Annotated in this window: 19 protein-coding genes and 1 pseudogene; 7 read left to right on the top strand and 13 right to left on the bottom strand. The window is 68.2% G+C overall.

Annotated features, from left to right (window positions below):
* The first annotated feature begins 128 nt into the window (after positions 1-128).
* Positions 129-353 (top strand): hypothetical protein, encoded by a 225-nt coding sequence (locus tag ACW173_RS14005; RefSeq protein ID WP_492080610.1) that lies wholly within the window; start codon positions 129-131, stop codon positions 351-353.
* Positions 350-1246, top strand: coding sequence for an SPFH domain-containing protein (locus ACW173_RS14000; RefSeq protein ID WP_492080609.1), 897 nt, complete (start codon positions 350-352; stop codon positions 1244-1246). The genes ACW173_RS14005 and ACW173_RS14000 overlap by 4 nt, the downstream gene beginning before the upstream one ends.
* Here the strand turns inward: ACW173_RS14000 and ACW173_RS13995 are convergent.
* From ACW173_RS13995 to murC, 9 genes and pseudogenes are all read right to left on the bottom strand, one after another.
* Positions 1243-3630 (bottom strand): glycoside hydrolase family 2 TIM barrel-domain containing protein, encoded by a 2388-nt coding sequence (locus ACW173_RS13995; protein WP_492080608.1) that lies wholly within the window; start codon positions 3628-3630, stop codon positions 1243-1245. The two genes, ACW173_RS14000 and ACW173_RS13995, sit on opposite strands and share 4 nt — an antisense overlap.
* 175 nt (positions 3631-3805) lie before the next feature.
* A complete protein-coding gene (ftsZ, locus tag ACW173_RS13990) occupies positions 3806-5338 on the bottom strand; it encodes a cell division protein FtsZ (RefSeq protein WP_492080607.1) in 1533 nt (510 codons plus the stop codon).
* Between the two features lie 35 nt (positions 5339-5373).
* A pseudogene (locus ACW173_RS13985) lies at positions 5374-5440 on the bottom strand (hypothetical protein).
* Positions 5441-5714: 274 nt separating this feature from the next.
* A complete protein-coding gene (ftsA, locus tag ACW173_RS13980) occupies positions 5715-7040 on the bottom strand; it encodes a cell division protein FtsA (RefSeq protein ID WP_492080606.1) in 1326 nt (441 codons plus the stop codon).
* A 27-nt stretch (positions 7041-7067) separates the two neighbouring features.
* The gene (gene ftsQ, locus ACW173_RS13975) at positions 7068-7976 is read right to left on the bottom strand and encodes a cell division protein FtsQ (RefSeq protein WP_492080605.1); all 909 of its coding nucleotides are present in this window, start codon (positions 7974-7976) and stop codon (positions 7068-7070) included.
* A complete protein-coding gene (locus ACW173_RS13970) occupies positions 7945-8901 on the bottom strand; it encodes a D-alanine--D-alanine ligase (RefSeq protein WP_492080604.1) in 957 nt (318 codons plus the stop codon). The genes ftsQ and ACW173_RS13970 overlap by 32 nt, the downstream gene beginning before the upstream one ends.
* Positions 8902-9067: 166 nt before the next feature.
* A complete protein-coding gene (locus ACW173_RS13965; protein ID WP_492080603.1) occupies positions 9068-10525 on the bottom strand; it encodes a M20/M25/M40 family metallo-hydrolase in 1458 nt (485 codons plus the stop codon).
* Between the two features lie 89 nt (positions 10526-10614).
* On the bottom strand, positions 10615-11517 hold the full coding sequence (murB, locus tag ACW173_RS13960) for a UDP-N-acetylmuramate dehydrogenase (RefSeq protein WP_492080602.1): 903 nt from the start codon (positions 11515-11517) through the stop codon (positions 10615-10617).
* On the bottom strand, positions 11514-12932 hold the full coding sequence (murC, locus tag ACW173_RS13955; RefSeq protein WP_492080601.1) for a UDP-N-acetylmuramate--L-alanine ligase: 1419 nt from the start codon (positions 12930-12932) through the stop codon (positions 11514-11516). The genes murB and murC overlap by 4 nt, the downstream gene beginning before the upstream one ends.
* On the opposite strand from murC, the gene ACW173_RS13950 reads away from it, so the two are divergent.
* From ACW173_RS13950 to ACW173_RS13940, 3 genes are read left to right on the top strand one after another with little or no spacing between them, the layout of a single operon-like run.
* Positions 12931-13440 carry a hypothetical protein gene (locus ACW173_RS13950; protein WP_492080600.1) on the top strand — a complete coding sequence of 170 codons (510 nt, stop codon included), beginning with the start codon at positions 12931-12933 and terminating at the stop codon, positions 13438-13440. The genes murC and ACW173_RS13950 overlap by 2 nt on opposite strands.
* A 48-nt stretch (positions 13441-13488) precedes the next feature.
* On the top strand, positions 13489-13722 hold the full coding sequence (locus ACW173_RS13945; protein WP_492080599.1) for a type II toxin-antitoxin system ParD family antitoxin: 234 nt from the start codon (positions 13489-13491) through the stop codon (positions 13720-13722).
* Positions 13723-13736: 14 nt separating this feature from the next.
* On the top strand, positions 13737-14042 hold the full coding sequence (locus tag ACW173_RS13940) for a type II toxin-antitoxin system RelE/ParE family toxin (protein ID WP_492080598.1): 306 nt from the start codon (positions 13737-13739) through the stop codon (positions 14040-14042).
* Positions 14043-14064: 22 nt separating this feature from the next.
* Here the strand turns inward: ACW173_RS13940 and murG are convergent, their stop codons facing one another.
* The gene (murG, locus tag ACW173_RS13935; protein WP_492080597.1) at positions 14065-15150 is read right to left on the bottom strand and encodes an undecaprenyldiphospho-muramoylpentapeptide beta-N-acetylglucosaminyltransferase; all 1086 of its coding nucleotides are present in this window, start codon (positions 15148-15150) and stop codon (positions 14065-14067) included.
* A gap of 1 nt (position 15151) precedes the next feature.
* A complete protein-coding gene (gene ftsW / locus ACW173_RS13930) occupies positions 15152-16324 on the bottom strand; it encodes a putative lipid II flippase FtsW (RefSeq protein ID WP_492080596.1) in 1173 nt (390 codons plus the stop codon).
* 111 nt (positions 16325-16435) lie between these two features.
* On the opposite strand from ftsW, the gene ACW173_RS13925 reads away from it, so the two are divergent.
* Positions 16436-16834: a hypothetical protein gene (locus tag ACW173_RS13925; protein ID WP_492080595.1), complete on the top strand. Its 399-nt coding sequence runs from the start codon at positions 16436-16438 to the stop codon at positions 16832-16834.
* A gap of 4 nt (positions 16835-16838) precedes the next feature.
* On the opposite strand, the gene ACW173_RS13920 is transcribed toward ACW173_RS13925, so the two are convergent.
* On the bottom strand, positions 16839-17636 hold the full coding sequence (locus tag ACW173_RS13920; RefSeq protein ID WP_492080594.1) for an agmatinase family protein: 798 nt from the start codon (positions 17634-17636) through the stop codon (positions 16839-16841).
* Between the two features lie 109 nt (positions 17637-17745).
* Between ACW173_RS13920 and ACW173_RS13915 the strand changes: the two genes are divergently transcribed.
* Complete coding sequence (locus ACW173_RS13915; protein ID WP_492080593.1) at positions 17746-18618, top strand: LysR family transcriptional regulator; 873 nt, start codon at positions 17746-17748, stop codon at positions 18616-18618.
* Here the strand turns inward: ACW173_RS13915 and ACW173_RS13910 are convergent.
* Positions 18615-19046 (bottom strand): thioredoxin domain-containing protein, encoded by a 432-nt coding sequence (locus tag ACW173_RS13910; protein WP_492080592.1) that lies wholly within the window; start codon positions 19044-19046, stop codon positions 18615-18617. The two genes, ACW173_RS13915 and ACW173_RS13910, sit on opposite strands and share 4 nt — an antisense overlap.
* Between the last annotated feature and the right edge of the window lie 75 nt (positions 19047-19121).

Here is a 19121-nt window from a genome sequence, read left to right as displayed (position 1 = left end):
CCGGTTTTCTGGAAAAGTTAGCAGATAGCGCCAAGATATCCGAAGTCGATCATGATCGCGAGACGCCCCTTGCGTCCGGCCCCGCTTGCGGGCCTACCATAGGAAGAGTTCAGCGCGCGGAGGGGCCGGTGATCTACGCGAAGGCCACGGCCTATCTGGTCGGCTGGTTGTTCCTGGCCATCGTGCTGCTGCGCGTGATCGTGGGCCCGCTATGGGGCTCCGGCACGGACCTTGGCTTGATCGCCGCGCCGGCCACCTTCGCCGCCGGCGTTTTGGCGCTCGGCTGGCTGGCTCGCTTTCTGCTCCGCGACCTTTCCAAGACCCTGAAGACCTCGTCCAAGGACCCCGAATGACCGACAGCCCCTTCGCTTCGCCCTCGCGCAAGCTCAAGACGCCGTTCCAGAAGCAGGGCCAGATGATTCTGGTCGGCGTGGTCGCGGTGCTCGTCCTGCTGCTGGGCTCGTGCAGCGTGCTCTCGCACAGCACCACGGTCGAGCCCGGCAATGTGGGGGTCAAGATCCGCACGCTGGGTTCGTCGGCCGGTGTCGCGCCCGAACCCCTGCCCGCCCGCTGGTATTTCCGCGGCGTTGGCGAGCGGATCATCCAGTATCCGGTGATCCAGCGCACCTATAGCTACACCCGCGAGAAGGACGAGCGCGGCAACGAGAACGAGGAGATCACCTTCTCGGACAATACCGGCCTGCCGATGACCGCCGATATCTCGGTGACGTTGCAGGTCAATCCAGCTTCGGCCCCGAACCTCTACCAGACCTACCGGTTGTCGTTCGACCAGTTGCTGGACGGGCCGATCCGCAACGACGTCCGCTCGGCCGTCGCCGCCGAGGCCGAGAAGGTCGGGGTCGAAACCCTGTACAGCGGCGGCCGCCAGATGGTGATCCAGAAGGCCTATGCCCGTGTGTCCGGCAAGTGGGCCCGCCACGGCGTCACGGTCTCGCAGCTCGACTGGATCGGCTCGATCCGCTACCCGGCCGCCATCATCCAGCAGATGCAGGCCAAGACCCAGCTGGAGCAGGAAGCCCTGGCCGCCAAGGCGCTGGAGGCCAAGGAGACCGCCCTGGCCAACGCCGCCATCGCCAGGGCGCGCGGCGAGGCCGAGTCGATCCGCATCAAGGGCGAGGCCCTGCGCGCCAACCCGCAAGTCCTGCAGCAGCTGGCCATCGAGAAATGGAACGGCGAGCTGCCCAAGGTCACCGGCGGCTCGACGCCGTTCGTGAAGATCGACTAGGGGACCGACCGCAGGGTCAGCGTCGCGGCCTCCAGGCCGGGCGCTGACGCCTTGACCGTCAGCTTGCCGGCGCCGGCCCCACGCACCAGGGCCGTCGCCGTGCCGCGATAGGCCGAACGAACGGGCGAGGCGAACGGCGTGTGATCGGCCGGGGCGGCGTTGTCGGCGGCGACCAGACGGCCCGCGTCCGACACGGCGAAGGTAATCGCGGCCTCGGCCGAGGGCACGACCACGCCCTTGGCGTCGACCACCCGGGCTCGGACAAAGGCCAGGTCGTCGAAGCCCGCCCCGACGCTCTTGTCATCGCTGGCCAGCACGATCCGCTTGGCGGCGCCGGCGGTGCGTAACATATCGCGCGGACCCGTACCGCCGCAGCTGGCGACCACCTCGCCCGGCGCGAAGGTCACGCTCCACTGGCGCGGCGAACCATCGGCGGGCAGCGACAGGGCGCCGAGGGCGCGGCCGTTCAAGGTCACGTCGACCGACGGGCAGTTGCTGTAGACCTCGATCGTTTCGGGATGGGCCGACAGGTCCTCGGGCGTCCAGTCGTCGAAGATCCGGGGCTTCTGCGCGGGCGTCGCCACGGCGACCATGGTCGGCAGGGCCGGGGCGGGACCGGCGCCATCGTTGGAGGGCGGCGGCGCGGCCGGGGCGGCGTTGCGCACGACGTGGATGACCGGCGCCTCCGACCACCAGCCGGCCCGCTGCATGCCCGTGACCTTCACCTGGCCAGTGCGGTCCAACAGGCCGGCGGGGTTGCCGATATTGGGCCAGCCGCTGCGGTCGGACTCGCCCAGATAGTCGACGCCGGTCCACAGGAACATGCCGGCATAAGGCGCGAAATCACGAACCGCGATCCACGAGCCGCGCGTGTGGCTGTTCTCGGTCCCAACGATCTTGCGACTGGGCTTGTCGGCGTGGGCCTTGGTCAGCTCGCCTTCGCGATAGTTCTGGCCGACCACGTCCAGCATGTCGGCGAGACCATTGCCGTAATCGCCCGTCACGTTGGGCCGGAACAGACCCATGGTCACCGGCCGAGTGGGATCGGCAGCGTGCATCACGGTCAGCAGGCTGCTCAGCGCCGCCTTGGCCTGGACGGGATAGGCGGTGTCGTGGATCTCGTTGCCGGCGCTCCAGATCACCACGCTGGGGTGGTTGCGGTCGCGCCGCAGCATGTCGCGGGCGTCGCGCTTGTGCCAGTCGCTGAAGAACAGGTGGTAGTCGCCGGGCGTCTTGGCGACGTTCCACTGGTCGAACAGCTCGTCCATGACGATGAAGCCCATGCGATCGGCCAGGTCCAGGAACTCCGGCGACGGCGGGTTGTGGGCGGTGCGGATGGCGTTGACGCCCAGGGCCTTCAGGGCCGTGAAGCGCTGGCGCCAGACCGCCAGGGGCACGGCCGCCCCGACCGCTCCGCCGTCGGCGTGCAGGGCCACCCCCTTGAGCTTGAAATTGCGCCCATTGAGCCAGAAGCCGGTCTCGGCCTTGAACTCGGCGGTGCGGACGCCGAACGGGACGGTTTCGAGATCGCCAGCCTGACCATCCGCGCCGACCACCCGGATCGAGGCCTGGTATAGATTGGGCGTATCCAGGTCCCACAGCTTGGGCGAGGCGATCGCCAGCTCGGCGGACAAGGTCTCGGTGCGGCCGACATCGATGGCGACCGGCGCCACCGTCTGGCGGGCGGCGACCTTGCCGTCGGGACCGGTGACGACGATCTCCAGCCCAGCGCGCGCGTTGGCCTTGCCGCCGTTGGTCACGTCGACCTGGACCTTGGCCGTCGCCTGGTCCGCGCCGATCACCGGCGTGCTGACGAACGCTCCGCCCTGCTCGACATGCAGGTCGCCGGTCTCGATCAGCCGGACCTTTCCGTAGATCCCCGAGCCCGCGTACCAGCGCGACGAGGGGGCGAAGGCGGTGTCGGCGCGGACGGCCAGCACGTTGCGGCCATCGGCGCGCAGGAAGTCGGTGACATCGTAGCGCAAGCCGACATAGCCGCTGGGGCGGTGGCCCAGGTGGTGGCCGTTGATCCAGACGCCGCTGCGCTCCATCACGCCATCCAGCTCGACGAAGACCCGGCGGCCCGGGGTCGGCTTGGCGTCCAGGGTCTTGCGGTACCAGGCAACGCCCGTCGGCAGGAAACCCCCTGCCCCGCCCGCCCGCGCCTTGACGTCGAACGGCCCGGCGATGGCCCAGTCGTGCGGGACAGAGACCTTGGTCCAAGCCGTGTCGTCGAGGCCGACGGTCTCGGCGCCTTCAGGATCACCCACGAAGACTTTCCAGTCGTCGTTCAGCGCCGTGGTCTGGCGATCGGCCGCGCCGGCAGCCGAGGCGAGCAGCAGCGCGAGCACCGCGCCGGCGAACAAGACGCCCGTTTTAGACACGCCGTCCTCCCTGGTGTCGCCGAACGCGGCAACTCTCATTATGCGGGATAATATCCCATTTAATGAAAGGCTAACGTCAAAGCGGTCGGGTGGTCAATCGCGCGCGAAGCAAAACGCCCCGGGTTTCCCCGGGGCGTTTCGGTTACTTTTTGGGCCCCTTGTCGGGGTCGCCCTTTCAGTTGGCCAGGCGGCGCAAGAACGACGGGATCTCGAGATCTTCGCCATCGTCGGTCTGCGGCGTTTCGATCGGCTGCAACTGCGGACGCACGCTCTGGGTCGAGCGGGCCTGCGGTTGCGGGGCCGCCGGTTGCTGCTCGTAGCGCTGGCGATTGCCGCCGAACATCGAGAAGAAACCACCCTGCTTCTGGGGACGACGCTCTTCGTAATAGTTGTTCTCGGGGAACAGCGGCTCTTCCGAGACCGGCGCGTCATCGACCATGGGGTCGACGATGCGGGTCACCTGCCGGGCCGGCTGGGTGATGCGCGGCTCTTCAGCGACGGGCTCGTCGTAGTAGAGCTCGGCTTCCGGCTGGGGAGCGGCCATGACGATCTCGGGCTCGGGCGCCGGCATCGGTTCCGGCGCGAAGGCAGACGACGGGCGCTCGGCCGGACGCGCCGCTTCGTAGCGGGCGGTCGGACGGGCCGGTTCCGGCTGCGGGGCCGGCGCACGCGCGGTGTCGGCGATCAGCGGCTGGGTCGTGGTGTTGCGGGTGACGGGCTTGGGTTCGATCTGGGCGATCGAGGCGCCGTCCATGCCGGTGGCGACCACCGACACGCGGATCACGCCTTCCAGCGACGGATCGAAGGCCGCGCCGAAGATGATATTGGCTTCCGGATCGACCTGGTCCGAGATCGCGTTGGCGGCCTCGTCGACTTCCAGCAGGGTCATGTCCATGCCGCCGGTCACGTTGACCAGCACGGCCTTGGCGCCCTTCAGCGAGACTTCGTCCAGCAGCGGGTTGGCGATGGCGTTCTGAGCGGCCATCAGGGCGCGGTCTTCGCCGGCGCCTTCGCCGGTGCCCATCATCGCCTTGCCCATTTCGGTCATGACCGTGCGGACGTCGGCGAAGTCGAGGTTGATCAGGCCCGGCAGGACCATCAGGTCGGTGATCGAACGGACGCCCGAGTGCAGCACCTGGTCGGCCATGCCGAAGGCCTCGGCGAAGGTCGTGCGCTCGTTGGCGACGCGGAACAGGTTCTGGTTCGGGATGACGATCAGGGTGTCGACATAGCGCTGCAGCTCCTGGATGCCGCTGTCGGCCAGGCGCATGCGGTGACGACCTTCGAAGTGGAAGGGCTTGGTCACGACGCCGACGGTCAGGATGCCGCGCTCACGAGCGCACTTGGCGATGATCGGGGCCGCGCCGGTGCCGGTGCCGCCGCCCATGCCGGCGGTGATGAAGACCATGTGCGCGCCGTCGAGGTGCTCGCCGATCTCCGGGAAGGACTCCTCGGCCGCGCTCATGCCCACTTCGGGGTGCGCGCCGGCGCCCAGGCCCTGCGTGATCTGCACGCCGAGCTGGATGCGCCGGTCGGTCTTGGCGAACTGAAGCTGTTGCGCGTCGGTATTGGCCACCACGAACTCGACACCTTCGAGGCCAGCCTCGATCATGTTGTTCACAGCGTTGCCGCCAGCGCCGCCCACACCGAACACCACGATACGCGGCTTCAGTTCAGTCGTACGCGGCGCGGAAAGAGAAATAGCCATGGGACCCTCGCGTCCTTAACGCCGAAATCGTCGAACTAGACCTCGGCGACACCCAATCGCCCAGGATTGCCTCGACGATCGTGTTAACAGAACAACCACCATCGTTAATCGGCGGTTAACTGCATAATCTGAGTCGTGGTCGGGTCGAGCGCGACCGTGGGATAAATTGTGATCTATCAACAGAATCTCCAAGGGAACCAAGGGTTCCGAGGGGATCCACAGGCGCGTGCGACCGAACGACGCTGAACGCCAATTCTGGCGAATATCGGGTGCTTAGAGCAGCAAAAAGGCCCGGCGAGAAGCTCGGCCGGGCCTTCAAGGTTAAACAGTAGAGTTAATCACGCTTAAATCTTCAGAGCTTGGCTACAGGCCCAAGCTAGAGGTTGTCGCGCAGCCACGCGGCCGCCTTGGCCATGGGTGAAGCGTTGGGATCGAGCGGACGCTTGCGGACCGCGCCACCGGCCAGGGCCTTGGACGAGACGGCTTCGCGAGGCCCAAAGGCGGTGCGGTGCAGGACGCCGGCGGCGGCGCAGAAGGCCGGCCCCGAAGCGGCGTCGGCTAGGTGCGGGACGCGACGCGGACGGCCCAAACGAACCGGGCGATCGAACACGCGGACGGCGACTTCACGCACGCCGGCCAGCTGGCTGGCGCCGCCCGTCAGGACGATGCCCGCGCCCGGCTCGACCGGCGCGCCCGAGGCCTTCAGGCGCTCGCGCAGCAGTTCCAGGGTTTCTTCGACGCGCGGCTGGATGATGCCCTTGAGCAAGCTGCGCGGCGCGATCACCGGACCCGCGCCCGGATCGTCGCCGCGCGGCGGGGCCTCGATCATTTCGCGGTCCTCGTTGGCCGAGGCGATGGCGCTGCCGTGCAGGGTCTTGATGCGCTCGGCCCCGACCACCGAGGTCTGCAGGCCGCGGGCGATGTCTTGGGTGACGTGACCGCCGCCGACCGACAGGCTGTCGACGTGGCACAGGGCGCCGTTGTTGAACACGGCCACCGAGGTCGAGCCGCCGCCCATGTCGATGCAGACCGCGCCCAGGTCCATCTCGTCCTCTTCCAGGGCCGCCAGGGCCGAGGCGAACGGCGCGGCGACCACGCCTTCGAAGGACAGGTGGGCGCGTTCGACGCAGTGGGCCAGGGTGTGGAAGATGTTCTCGTTGACCGAGACCACCAGCAGTTCCAGGCCCAGCGAGCGGCCGAACATGGCGCGCGGGTCGCGAATGCCGCGCTGGCCGTCGACCGACCAGGCGATGGGCAGCAGGTGGATCGGCTTGCGGCCAGGAATGCGGACTTGCGCCAGGGCCGAGGCGATGGCGCGCGACAGGTCGCCGTCGCCGATCGGGCGGGCGCCCAGCGACACCTGGGTGTGGACGCGGTTGGAGCCCAGCTGGCCGCCGGCGGTGCAGACCGATACGCCCTGGACATTGACGCCGGCCACGGTCTCGGCGCGCTCGACGGCCTGAGCGATCGCCTGAGCGGCCTCGTCCAGGTTGACGATCGCGCCGCCGCGCACGCCGCGCGACTGGACATAACCCACGCCGGCGGTCGTCAGGGTGCGGTTCTCGCGGTGGACGCCATCGGCCTTCATGATGAAGCACGTCACCTTGGACGCGCCCAGGTCGACGGCCGCGATGGCGGGCTGGCGCACGAGCGTGGCCTTCAGGCCTTCCCGCGCCTGCTTCCGTTCCTCCATTCGCGACATCGCTATCGTCACCTCAGCACACTACGTCTACGCGCCACCGGCGGCGGGCTGCCCAGGCAGCGCCGCATCGCGGGGTCGAACAGCCACCATTTCGGGGTCGCGCAGATCGATCCGCGCGAAACCCATGTCGAGGATTCGCTGTCGTTGGTCGAGCTGATCCAATTGAATCAGCGCGGATTCTTCGTCAATGGCCGGCAGCTGGATCAGCGAGCCGTCCTTCAGTCGAAGATCCCAACGACGGTCATCCACCCGCACCAGCGCTTCCAGTCGGTCGCGCAGACGCGGTCGAGAGGCGACGGCCGGCAGGATCAGGCCCGCCGCCTGGTCCGCACCCTGCCCCACCACCAGCGGCAGCTGGGGGAAGCGGGCCGGGTCGGCCTCGCTGATCACCCGGCCTTCGCCGTCGATAACCTTCATGCGGCCCCGGTTTTGCCAGACCGCCAGCGCCGGCCGCTCTTCCACCGCGATCAGCACGGTGTCGGGCAGCATGCGCACGACTTTCGCGTCCTTCACCCAACCGACGCTCTGCACGCGGGTGCGAACGTCGTTCAGGTCCATGCCCAGCGTCGGCTGGTCCACATAGAGACCCGAGGCCGCCAGAATGTCGGCCTGAGCGGCCGAGGACGCGCCCCGAATATGAACCGTCTTCAGCCGGAAGCCGGCCGAAGCGAAACTGTTGTCGACGCCGTGGACCACGGACATGCCGATGCGCTCGGCCCGATGGCCGGTCGCCAGCATCACCACAAGGCCGAGACCCAAGGCCGCGCCTGCAACCGTCAGGGCGACCGTGGGCGAAAGGCCCACGCCCTTGGCGGCGTGCAACTTGGCGGCCGGCTGCGCCCCCCTGGGCGCCGGCTTGCCTTTGCTCGGACTTGCGGGCGCTTCGGCCCGGGGTCGCCTAGGCTTAGGCGGTCCCCCCCGCACTACAGCGGGCATAAGCGTCCTCCACGATCCACAAAACTAACTGGTCAAACGGGATCCCGACGTGATCGGCCTGCTCGGGAGCGAGCGAGGTCGGCGTCATGCCGGGCTGCGTGTTGACCTCTAGAAGGACCAGAATGTCGTTAATGTCGTCATAACGGAGGTCGGACCGGGTCACCCCTTGGCAACCAAGAGCCGAGTGCGCCAATTCAGCCATCCGCATCGCGCGATCCCTTACGCCATCAGGGATTGGGGCGGGCAGGACGTGGATAGAACCCCCTTCGGAGTACTTGGCCTCGTAGTCGTAGAAACCTGTGGATGCACGGATATCCGTCACCGCCAGCGCCCTGGGACCATTTGACTCACCCATGACCGCCACGGCCAATTCCAACCCTCGGATGTAGGGTTCAACCATGACTTCCTCGCCGAAAGTCCACGTCGGAGAGGCAAGTTCTTCCGGCGGACGGTTCGCGCCCTCCAGAATGATGAAGACGCCTACGGACGATCCCTCGGCGTTGGGCTTCACCACATAGGGGGGCTGCAACACATGGTCGCGCGCGACATCGTGTCGGTTGTAGAGACCACCGCCCGGAACGATCACGCCGGCGGCCGCCAGCACGGCCTTGGCCTTGGCCTTGTCCATCGCGAGCGCGGAGGCGAGCACACCCGAATGCGTATAAGGCAGCTTCAGGGTTTCCAGCACGCCCTGGACGCAGCCGTCCTCGCCCCATTCGCCGTGCAGGGCGTTGAAGACGAGGTCGGGCTTGGTGGTGGTCAGCACCTGGGCGACGTCCTTGCCCGGGTCGATCCGCGAGACCTTGGCCCCCAGCCGCTCCAGCGCGTCGGCGCATTCGCGGCCCGACACCAGGCTGACCTCGCGTTCCGACGAAGGGCCGCCGAGCAGGACGGCGATGTGGCGGCCAAGCAGAGGCTGGGTCATGGAGGCGCTCTATAAGCCCTCCCCCTCGATGGGGGAGGGTTGGGTGGGGGCGCCGACACCGCGTCGGACGCTTGAACCCTTCCTAGAGAGGCGGAAAGGCCGTGCCAACACCCCCATCCCCACCCTTCCCCCATCAAGGGGGAAGGGAGAGCATAAGTTGTGAGTTTTAGTGCGCCGCCATCGCCGGAGCCGCCGCCTTGATCGCGCGGAAATCGATACCGGTCTCGGCCACCAGGTAGATGAAGCTGGCCCAGGCGGCGACGTTCTGCGCCAGTTCGTCGGGACGCACCTTGTTCAGGGTGTCGTCGGCGGTGTGGTGGTAGTCGAAGTAGCGGGTGGCGTCCTGCTCCAGCTCGATCGACGGCACGCCGGCCTGTTCCAGGCCCTCGATGTCGGCGCCGCCATGGCTGGCGGGCGCGCGGTTCACATAGATCTTCAGCGGAGCCAGGACGTTGGCCGCCGTCGTGGCGAACGGGTGGGTCGCCGCGCCGGCCGGCAGCTTCAGCGAATAGATGCGGTCGGCGCCGGTGTCGCTTTCGCCGGCCAGCACGATCTTGGCGACCTCGTCCTTGTGGGCGGCGATATAGGCTTCCGACGAGCCGCCGCTCTCTTCCGAACCCCACATCACGACGCGGATGGTGCGCTTGGGATGCTTGGGCAGGTCGCCGATCAGCTTGGCCGCCGCCGTGGTGATGGCGATGCCGGTGGCGTCGTCCAGGGCGCCGGTGCCGACGTCCCAGCTGTCGAGGTGGCCGCCGATGACGATGACTTCGTCCGGCTTTTCCGAGCCCTTGATCTCGCCCGAGATGTTCCAGGCCACGTCGTTGGCGTCGGTGGTCGAGGCCAGCTTCAGCTTGATGCGCAGCGGCTTGCCTTCCTTGGCCAGACGCTCCAGCTGCTCGGCTTCCGGCACGCCCATGGCGGCGGCCGGGATGGCGACGACGCCATCGCCGAAGGCGGTGACGCCGGTGTGCGGCACGGTCGAGTCCGAGGTCGAGATCGAGCGGATCAGCAGGCCCACCGCGCCGCGCTTGGCGGCTTCCACCGGACCCGAGCGGCGCGAGATGCCCGCGATGCCGTACCCCGAGCCGTCCTGGGCCTTGACCATCGGCTGGGTGATGACGGCGATCTTGCCCTTCAGGGCGCCCTCGGGGGCGGCGATCATCTCGGCATAGGTGCGGAACAGGGCGACGTCGGCCTCGATGCCTTCGGCCGGAGTCGGAACGGTGCGGCCCAGGCCCACGACGCCCAGCTTCATCGGATAGGGACCGACCAGCTCGGCGCTCTCTTCACCACGCGTCCACGACGGCTTGGCGAACTCTTCGACCTTCACGTCGGTGAAGCCCAGGGCCTTCAGCTTGGCCACGCCCCAGTCCTTGGCGCGCTCCATGGCCGGCGAGCCCACCAGGCGCGGGCCGATATTGGTGGTCAGATCCTCGGTGATGTCCCAGGCCAGCCGGTCCAGCAGCGCCTTGTCGCGCAGGGCCTCGGCGGTCGCGACGGGATTGGCCGGAGCGGCGGCGGCGGGCTGTTCCTTGGCGCCCTTCTTGGCGGAGGTCTGGGCATGGGCGACGCCCGAAACCAAAGCGAGCGCGGCGGTGGCGACCAGAAGACGACGGTACATGAGCAAGGATTCTCCCCAATGGCGGGGGAGTCATAGCACCGGTTCCTGACATGGGGAGTCAGCATCGGCGTGAACCATGGCCGATGCCTCTAGGCCGGGCGCCCGATCCGCTTGATCTCCCAGTCCAGTTGCACGCCGGTCTTTTCCAGCACGTCGGCCCGCACGGCCTCGCCCAGGCCTTCCAGATCGGCGGCGGTCGCCTCGCCGGTGTTGATCAGGAAGTTGCTGTGCAGCGGCGAGAACATCGCCCCGCCGAACGGTTTGCCGCGCCAGCCGGCCTCGTCGACCAGCTTCCACGACGAATGGCCCGGCGGGTTCTTGAAGGTCGAGCCGCCGGTCTTTTCGCGGATCGGCTGGGTGGTCTCGCGACGGCTGGTGATCTCGGCCATGCGGGCCTTGATCGCCTCGGGTTCATCGGCGGTCCCTTCGTAGATCGCGTCCAGCACGATCAGGTCCGCGCCCATCAGGTCGCTATGGCGGTAGGTGTAGCCAAACCCCTCGCCCGAGATCTCTGACACGTCGCCCTGGCGGTTCATCACCCGCGCGGACTTGATGACGTTGACGGTCTCGGAGCCATAGCAGCCGGCGTTCATGATCACCGCGCCGCCGATCGTGCCGGGGATGCCGGCATAGAACTCCAGTCCCGCGATGCCGGCCTCGGCCGCCTTGCGGGCCAAGATGGCGTCGGGCACGGCCGAGCCGGCCTTGATGCGGTTGTCGCCCAGGGCCTCGACGCCGTTGAAGCCCTTGCCCAGGCGGATGATCACCCCGTCGACGCCGGCGTCGCGGACCAGCAGGTTGGAGCCGACGCCGATGGCCAGCACCGGAACGCTCGGATCCAGGGCCTTCAGGAAGTCCGACAGGTCCCGTTCGTCGGCCGGCAGGAACACCACGTCGGCCGGACCGCCGACTCGGAACCAGGTGAACGGCGCCAGGGCCTCGTCGATCAGCAGCTTGCCACGGACGGTCGGGAGATCGGTCTTCCAGCTCACTTGGAGAGCGCTTCCAGCTGGCCCGGCAGGGCGTAGGACCAGTTGGTGATGTCACCCGCGCCCAGCAGCACGACCAGGTCGCCGCTGGTCGCTTCGGCCGCGATCAGGGCCGGCAGGGCCGCGGGGTTTTCCAGGGCCAAGGCGCGGCGGTGGCCGAACTTCTTGAGGCCTTCGACCAGATGGTCACGGTCGACGCCTTCGATCGGCTGCTCGCCGGCCGTGTACACGTCGGCGACGATCACCGTGTCGGCGTCGTTGAAGCAGCTGCTGAACTCGGTCATCAGGTCGCGCAGGCGGGTGTAACGGTGCGGCTGGACCACGGCGATGACCTTGCCTTGCGTCACGGCGCGGGCGGCCTTCAGCACGGCGGCGATCTCGACCGGGTGGTGGCCGTAGTCGTCGACGACGCGGATGCCGTTGGCGACGCCGGTGGTGGTGAAGCGGCGCTTGACCCCGCCAAAGCCGGCCAGGCCCTTGGCGATGGCGGCGGCGTCGATGCCCAGCTCGCGGGCCACGGCCACGGCGGCGGTGGCGTTCAGCACGTTGTGGTGGCCGGCCATCGGCATTTTCAGGCCGTCGTAGCGGACGACCTCGCCGTCACGCGGCGACACGACGATGTCGAACTTCGCGCCCTCGGGACCCATCTCGATGTTCGAGACCCGGACCTCGGCCTGCGGATTGGTGCCGTAGGTCACCAGGCGGCGATTCTCGATCCGCGAGGTCAGGGCCTGCACTTCCGGATGGTCGGTGCAGACGGCCGCGAAGCCGTAGAACGGGATGTTCTGGATGAAATCCTGGAAGCCCTTCTTCACCGCGTCGAAGTCGCCCCAGTGGTCCAGGTGCTCGGCGTCGATATTGGTGACGATGGCCACGGTGGACTTCAGCTTCAGGAACGAGCCGTCGCTTTCGTCGGCCTCGACGACGATCCAGTCGCCCTCGCCGACCTTGGCGTTGGTGCCATAGGCGTTGATGATGCCGCCGTTGACGACGGTCGGGTCCAGGTCGCCGGCGTCCAGCAGGGCCGCGACCATCGAGGTGGTGGTGGTCTTGCCATGGGTGCCGCCCACAGCCACTGAAAACTGGAGTCTCATCAGCTCGGCCAGCATCTCGGCGCGGCGTACCAGCGGCAGGCGCTTGTCGCGGCCGGCGGCCATCTCGACATTGTCGGCCTTGATCGCGGTCGAATAGACGATGGCCGACGCGCCTTCGACATTGGCCGCGTCCTGGCCGATGAAGATGCGCGCGCCCAGCTTTTCAAGCCGCTCGGTGTTGGCGCTGGCCTTGGCGTCGCTGCCCTGAACGGTGTAGCCGATGCGCAGCATGATCTCGGCGATGCCGGACATGCCAATGCCGCCGATGCCGATGAAGTGCACGGGGCCGAGTTCGAAGGGGACGGGGCGTCGACGCTGGATCATGAAAAGCCGATTAGACCAATTCCGCGCGACGCGAAACGCCCTCCTGGCTCTCTGTGTGTGGACAGCGCCCGCGGCCGCCCAGGCGCCGCTTGCGGCCCCGCTTGAACTGCGCCTGGCCGACGTGGGCCGCTTCGCCGTGTTCGTGGACATGACCAGCGTCCAGTGGACCGGCCGGACCGCGCGCTTGCGCGTCCTCCAGGTGACCGAAGGCGGCTTCAAGGCCGGCGCCGAAGCGTTCTGGGGCGGCTGGCGGCACGAAGTCATCGACTGCGACGCCCGCGCCATCGCCCACGCGGGCTTCGGCAGCATCCGCGCCGGCGGCCGCGAGGGCCCGGTGACGGGTGATCTCCGCCCCGCCGCGCCGCTGCCGGCGGGCAGCGCCGACGACGCTGTGGCCAAGGTGGTCTGCGACGGCTGGAAGCCGTTCGCCAAGGTCCCGGTGGCCGGGAGTGTCGAGGAAGCGGTGAAGATCGGTCGGCCGCTGATCGAGACCGGCGCGGAGCCATAGCCGCCTGGCAACCTTGCCAATTTTTGCCAAAGACATCATCTTCGTCCCATGACGACAATGAACATCTCGCTGCCCGAGGCTCTCAAGACATTCGTCGATGAACAGGTTTCCGGCCGCGGTTATGGGACCAGCAGCGAGTATGTCCGCGAACTGATCCGCAAGGACCAGGATCGACAGCGCCTGCGCGCCCTTCTGCTGGACGGCGCCGGTTCGGCGACGGGCGCTAGGGCCGACGCCGACTATTTCGATGCGCTACGGGCCCGGGTGCGCGGCCGTCCGTGAGACCTTACGACGTCGTGCCCCGCGCTCGGGCCGAGCAGGACATCAACGACGCGTTGGAATTCTATTTCGCCCAGGCGGGCGAGACGGTCGCCTTGGGGTTCATCGACGCGGTCGAGCGCGCCTATCGGCTGATAGGCGAACAGCCCAACGCCGGCTCTAGCCGCTACGCCCACGAGCTCGATTTGCGAGGCCTGCGAAGCTGGCCTTTGCGCGACTATCCCTATGTGGTGTTTTACGTACCGCGAGACGAGCACATCGACGTCTGGCGCGTGCTGCACACCGCCCGTGACCTGCCGGCTTGGATGACCAAGGTCGATTGAGAACGAGCGCCAGCGCCGTCCGCTACCGCGCCGTCCGCTCCACCAGGTCCGCCAGCGCCTCGGCCGCATTCGGCGTGGCCACCGAGCGCGCGCCCTCAGCCATCCGCGCCAGGCGCTCGGGGTTCTTGAGCAGGGCGTTGAGGGCCCCGGCCATGGCGTCCACCGTCAGCTCGTCTTCCAGGCACACGGCCGCGCCGCCCGCCTCTTCCAGGAGCTTGGCGTTGAAGCGCTGGTGGTCGTCGGCGGCGATCTTCAGCGGCACCAGGATCGAGGGCCGGCCGGCGACGGCCAACTCGGTGCAGGTCGAGGCGCCCGAGCGGCCGACGACCAGGTGGGCCTGGCGCAGATAGCCGGCCATGTCGCGGAAGAACGGCGCGACCTCACAGTCGACCATGGCGTTGCGATAGACCTTGCGAGCGCCTTCCATGCTCTCGGCGCGGGCCTGCTGGAACACCTTCAGGCGGCCACGGATGTCCTCGGGCAGCTTGGCGATGGCTTCGGGGATCAGCTCGGACAGCAGACGCGCGCCCTGGCTGCCGCCGGTGACCAGGATGCGCAGCTGCACTTCCGGCGCGATGTAGGGCACGTCGTAGAGCGCGCGCACCGGCGGCCGCACGGGGTTGCCGACGACATGAGCGCGGGCCTGCACGGCGGGCTTGGCCATCCGCAGGGTCGGGAAGGCGCAGGCGACTTCGTCGACGCGCGGGGCCAGGAAGCGGTTCACCCGGCCCAGGACGGCGTTCTGCTCGTGGATCACCGTCGGGCGTTTCTGGCTGAGCGCGCCCAGCAGGGCCGGCAGGGCCGGATAGCCGCCGAAGCCGACGACCACCGCCGGGTCCAGGCGCTTGAAGGCCGCGCGGGCCTCCATCACGCCTTGCATCACGACGAAGCCGGCCTTGATCATGCCCAGCGGATCGTTGGACTTAGCCGTGGCGGCGGAGAGAGCCAAGCGCTCCTCGGCCGGGAACTTGTCGGCGTACAGGGCGCCACGGTCGTCCGTGGCCAGCACGACGCGCCAGCCGCGCGCGGACAGGGCTTCAGCGAGCGCCTGGGCGGGGAACATATGGCCGCCGGTTCCCCCGGCGGCGACGACTGCCAGCTTGCTCATATCAGGCGAACGCGCCGCCCAGGCTGAACTCGCCCGTCGCCCCATAGGCGCCGGGGCGCTTACGCACCAAGGCCAGGGCCATGCCCAGAGTCAAACCCATCGCGAGCATCGAAGAGCCCCCGTAACTGATGAACGGGAGCGTCATGCCCTTGGTCGGGATCATGTTCAAGTTCACCGCGATATTGATGATGGCCTGCTGGCCCACCAGGACGAACAAACCGGCGGCCGCCACCTGCTCGAACGGCTCGTTCAGCTTCATGGCCTTGTAGAGGCCGCGCACCACCACGAAGGCGAACAGCGCGATCAGGGCCCACGAGAAGATCAGGCCGTATTCCTCGGCCGCTACCGAATAGATGAAGTCGGTGTGCAGGTCGGGCACGTGGCGCTTCATGACGCCCTCGCCCGGACCGCGCCCGAACAGGCCGCCGGCCCGGATGGCCTCGGCGGCGCGGGTGATCTGGTGGGTGTCGGCCTGATCGGGGCTGAGGAACTTCTGCACGCGGGCGTGCACGTGGTCGAACAGGAAGTAGGTCGAGCCCAGGCCCGCCAGCGCCACCGCCCCCAGGCCCATGATCCACGAGATCGGCACCCCGGCCATCCAGAACGCCGCGCCGAAGGCGATGGTGATCAGCACGGTCTGGCCGACATCCGGCTGAATGAGCAGCAGGGCGACAGCGATAAAATACAGCAGGAAGGCGATCGAGACGCCGGGCACGCCCTCCCCCTTCTGGCCCTCCGAGAACATCCACGAGACCAGCACGATCAGGGCCGGCTTCATGAACTCGGACGGTTGCAGGGTGAAGCCGCCGAACTGCAGCCAGCGCGTGGCGCCCTTGGCGTTGTGACCGACGAACGGCAGGGCGATCATGATCGCGATCGCGGCGATATAGATGAAGAACGCCGCCCTTCGGATGCCCTTGGGCGACAGCATCGACACCGTCAGCATCACCACCGACGAGGCGGTGGCGAAGAAGCACATGCGGATGGCGAAATGGAACTGGTCGTCGATGCCGATCCGCTGGGCCGCGGCCGGACTCGAGGCGAACGACAGCAGCATGCCCAGGGTGACCAGGAGCGCCGTGGCGCCCAGGAGCCAGCGGTCGGTCGTCCACCACCAGATGCCGAGCGCGGTGCGGTCGGTGCGAGCGAAGGCATGTGTCGCGTTGGAAGCCATGGCCGGAGAGTCGGACCGCAGGGTTAATCAAAGCTTGCTGCGCCGTTCTACGCCGGTGGACATGCGGCGAAAAGCGCGTGGAAGACGACTCGATCCGGGGTAGGAAGGGCCATGTCCGCCGCTGAACACCTCCGCACGCTCGAAACCACGGCCGACGACGCCCAGCGCAACGGCCTGGCGCTCAGCTTGGCCGAGGAGAAGACGCCGGGCCTGGACGCCGTCCTGGTCCGCCTGATCCAGCGTCCGGACCTGGTCGAAAAGCGCGGCGCGCTGGTCCACGCCCTGGGTTATCTCGACTGCTCCAACCATGTCGGCCTGCTGGTCCGGCTGGTCCTGACCGGCGGATTCGAGGTCGCCCACGAGGCGTTGCAAGCGCTGGAGACGGTCGAGGAAGCCGACGGCGACGACATCGAAGAAGCCTTCGACCTCTTCCAGAAGGTCCAAGCCGATCCGACCCTGCCGCCGTGGCGTCGCGAGCTGATCGAGGACCTCGCCGAGATGTTCGACTAGGCCTTCAAAAAAGCGTTGGCGGGATCATCGCCCCGGCGATCTCCTTCAATAGTTTGGCCGCGACGACGGCGGTAGCGCCGTGCGGATCCAGGCTCGGGTTCAGCTCGACGATGTCGGCGCCGACGATCGGCTGGTCGATGGCCTGGATGATGTCGATGACCTGGCGCGTGGAGAGGCCGCCGGGCTCGGGGTGGGCGACGGCGGGCGCGAAGGCCGGGTCCAGGCCATCCAGGTCCACCGACAGATAGACCGGCCCCTCCAGGTTCAGGGGCTGGCCGCGCCAGGCGCGGGCCTCGAACACCTCGACGCCGAAGCGGGCGATCTGGGCGTCGTGGTGCGGATTTACACAACGGATGCCGATCTGGATCAGCCGATCGGCCAGCCCCTCCTCCATGATCCGCGCGAAAGGACAGGCGTGGGACCGCGGGTTGTCCTGATAGACGTCGTAAAGATCGCTGTGGGCGTCGATGTGGACGATGGTCAGGCGCGGGTGATGTTTGCGCACCGCGCGCAGGATCGGGTGGGTGACGGCGTGGTCGCCGCCCAGGCTGATCAGCGGATGGCCCGCCGCCAGGGCCGTGTCGACGGCTGTCTCGATGGCCGTCCAGGGATCGACATCGGCCGAGAAGACGACATCGCCGTGGTCGACCAGCGCGCCCGGCGCGCCAAGATCCACGCGGGTCTCGGTGACCAGGCCATAAGCGTCGGACCACAGGACCGCGCGGATCGACCCCGGCGCGGCGGCCGATCCCTTCAGGTGGGAGGAGTAGTCGTCATGGGGCAAGCCCAGCAGGGAGATCATCGTCGGCCTCGGCGGAAATTGAGACCCAAGACCTAGGGTTTTCACTTTGTTAGTTCCACTTCGATGTCCTAATGATATTGATAAGCCCTTCTACGAAGTCCGCGCCGCCATGCTCGATCTCACTCGCCTGCGCCTGCTGCGCGAACTGGCCCGCCGAGGCACCATGACCGCGGTCGCCGAGGTCCTGGGCCAGACCTCGTCGGCGGTCTCCCAGCAGTTGGCGATCCTGGAGCGCGAGGCTCGCGCTCCACTGCTGGAGCGGATCGGCCGCCGGGTGCGCCTGACCGCCGAGGGCCAGCGCCTGGCCGCGCACGCCGAGACCATCATGCAGGCCGTCGAAGCCGCCGAACTGGACCTGCGCGCCGCGCGCGACGCGCCTGACGGAACACTGGAGGTCGCCACCTTCCCCAGCTTCGCCAAGGCCCGGCTGCTACCCGCCCTTCAGCGCCTGCGTCAGACCTGGCCCGGCCTGACGGTGACGATCCGCGAGGAGGAGCCGATCGACTCGCTGGAGGCCCTGCGCGAGGGCCGCCGCGACCTGGTCATCGACTTCGCCTACAGCCTGACGCCGCGAGGCGACACGGCCGGCCTTACGGTATTCCCGATCCTGGAGGAGCCGGTGCTGCTGGCCCTGCCCGTTCACGACCGCGAGGGTCCCGTAAACCTGCGCGACCTGGCCGAGGCCGACTGGATCGTCGGCTCGCGGCAGTCCGACGACCACCGCCTGGCCGAGCGCGCCTGCGCCCTGGCCGGCTTCTCGCCGCGCATCGTCCACACGATCGACGACTACGACCTGATGCTGCGGATGGTGGCGGCGGGTTTAGGGGTGGGCTTCGCGCCGGAGATGGTCTTCGACCTGCCCGGCGTCGTCGCCCACCCCGTGGCGGATCTGGCCCTGGCCCGCCGAATACAGGCCGTGACCCGCCCCACCCTGGCGAACTCGGCGCGGGTCAAGGCGCTGGTCGAAGCGTTGAGCGTCTAGCCCAGCGCCTGTTTGGTCCAATCAACGATCTGGGCCGCGCTCATCGCCCCGGCCTGGCGGGCGACCGGCGCGCCGTCCTTGAACAGGATCAGGGTCGGGATGCTGCTGACGTTCAACGCCCCGGCGGCGGCTGGCTCGGCCTCGGAATCCAGCTTCAGCAGCCGCACGGCCGGTTCCAGTCGACGGGCCGCGGCCTCGAAGTTCGGGGCCATGGTCCGGCACGGCCCGCACCACGGCGCCCAGACGTCGAGCAGCAGAGCCGTCCCTTTCGTCAGGCGGCGATGACGGTCGAGGTCGCCGCCGGCCACGGCCGTGGGCTTGCCGGTGAACAACATCGTCTTGCACTGGCCGCACCTGGCCGACAGCGGATCGCGATCCGGCGGCAGGCGATTGCCGGCGCCGCACGCGACGCAAACGACCTGAGACATGAGAACGGGCCTCCTTCGGCCAAACACACTGGGCGAACACGCACCCTTGGAAGGCTGTTCCCCCGAAACACGAAT

It is taken from the genome of Caulobacter sp. ALps2 (genome assembly GCF_058681635.1).
Note: the sequence above shows the minus strand (reverse complement) of the source record. Positions and strands in the feature narration are given on the sequence as shown.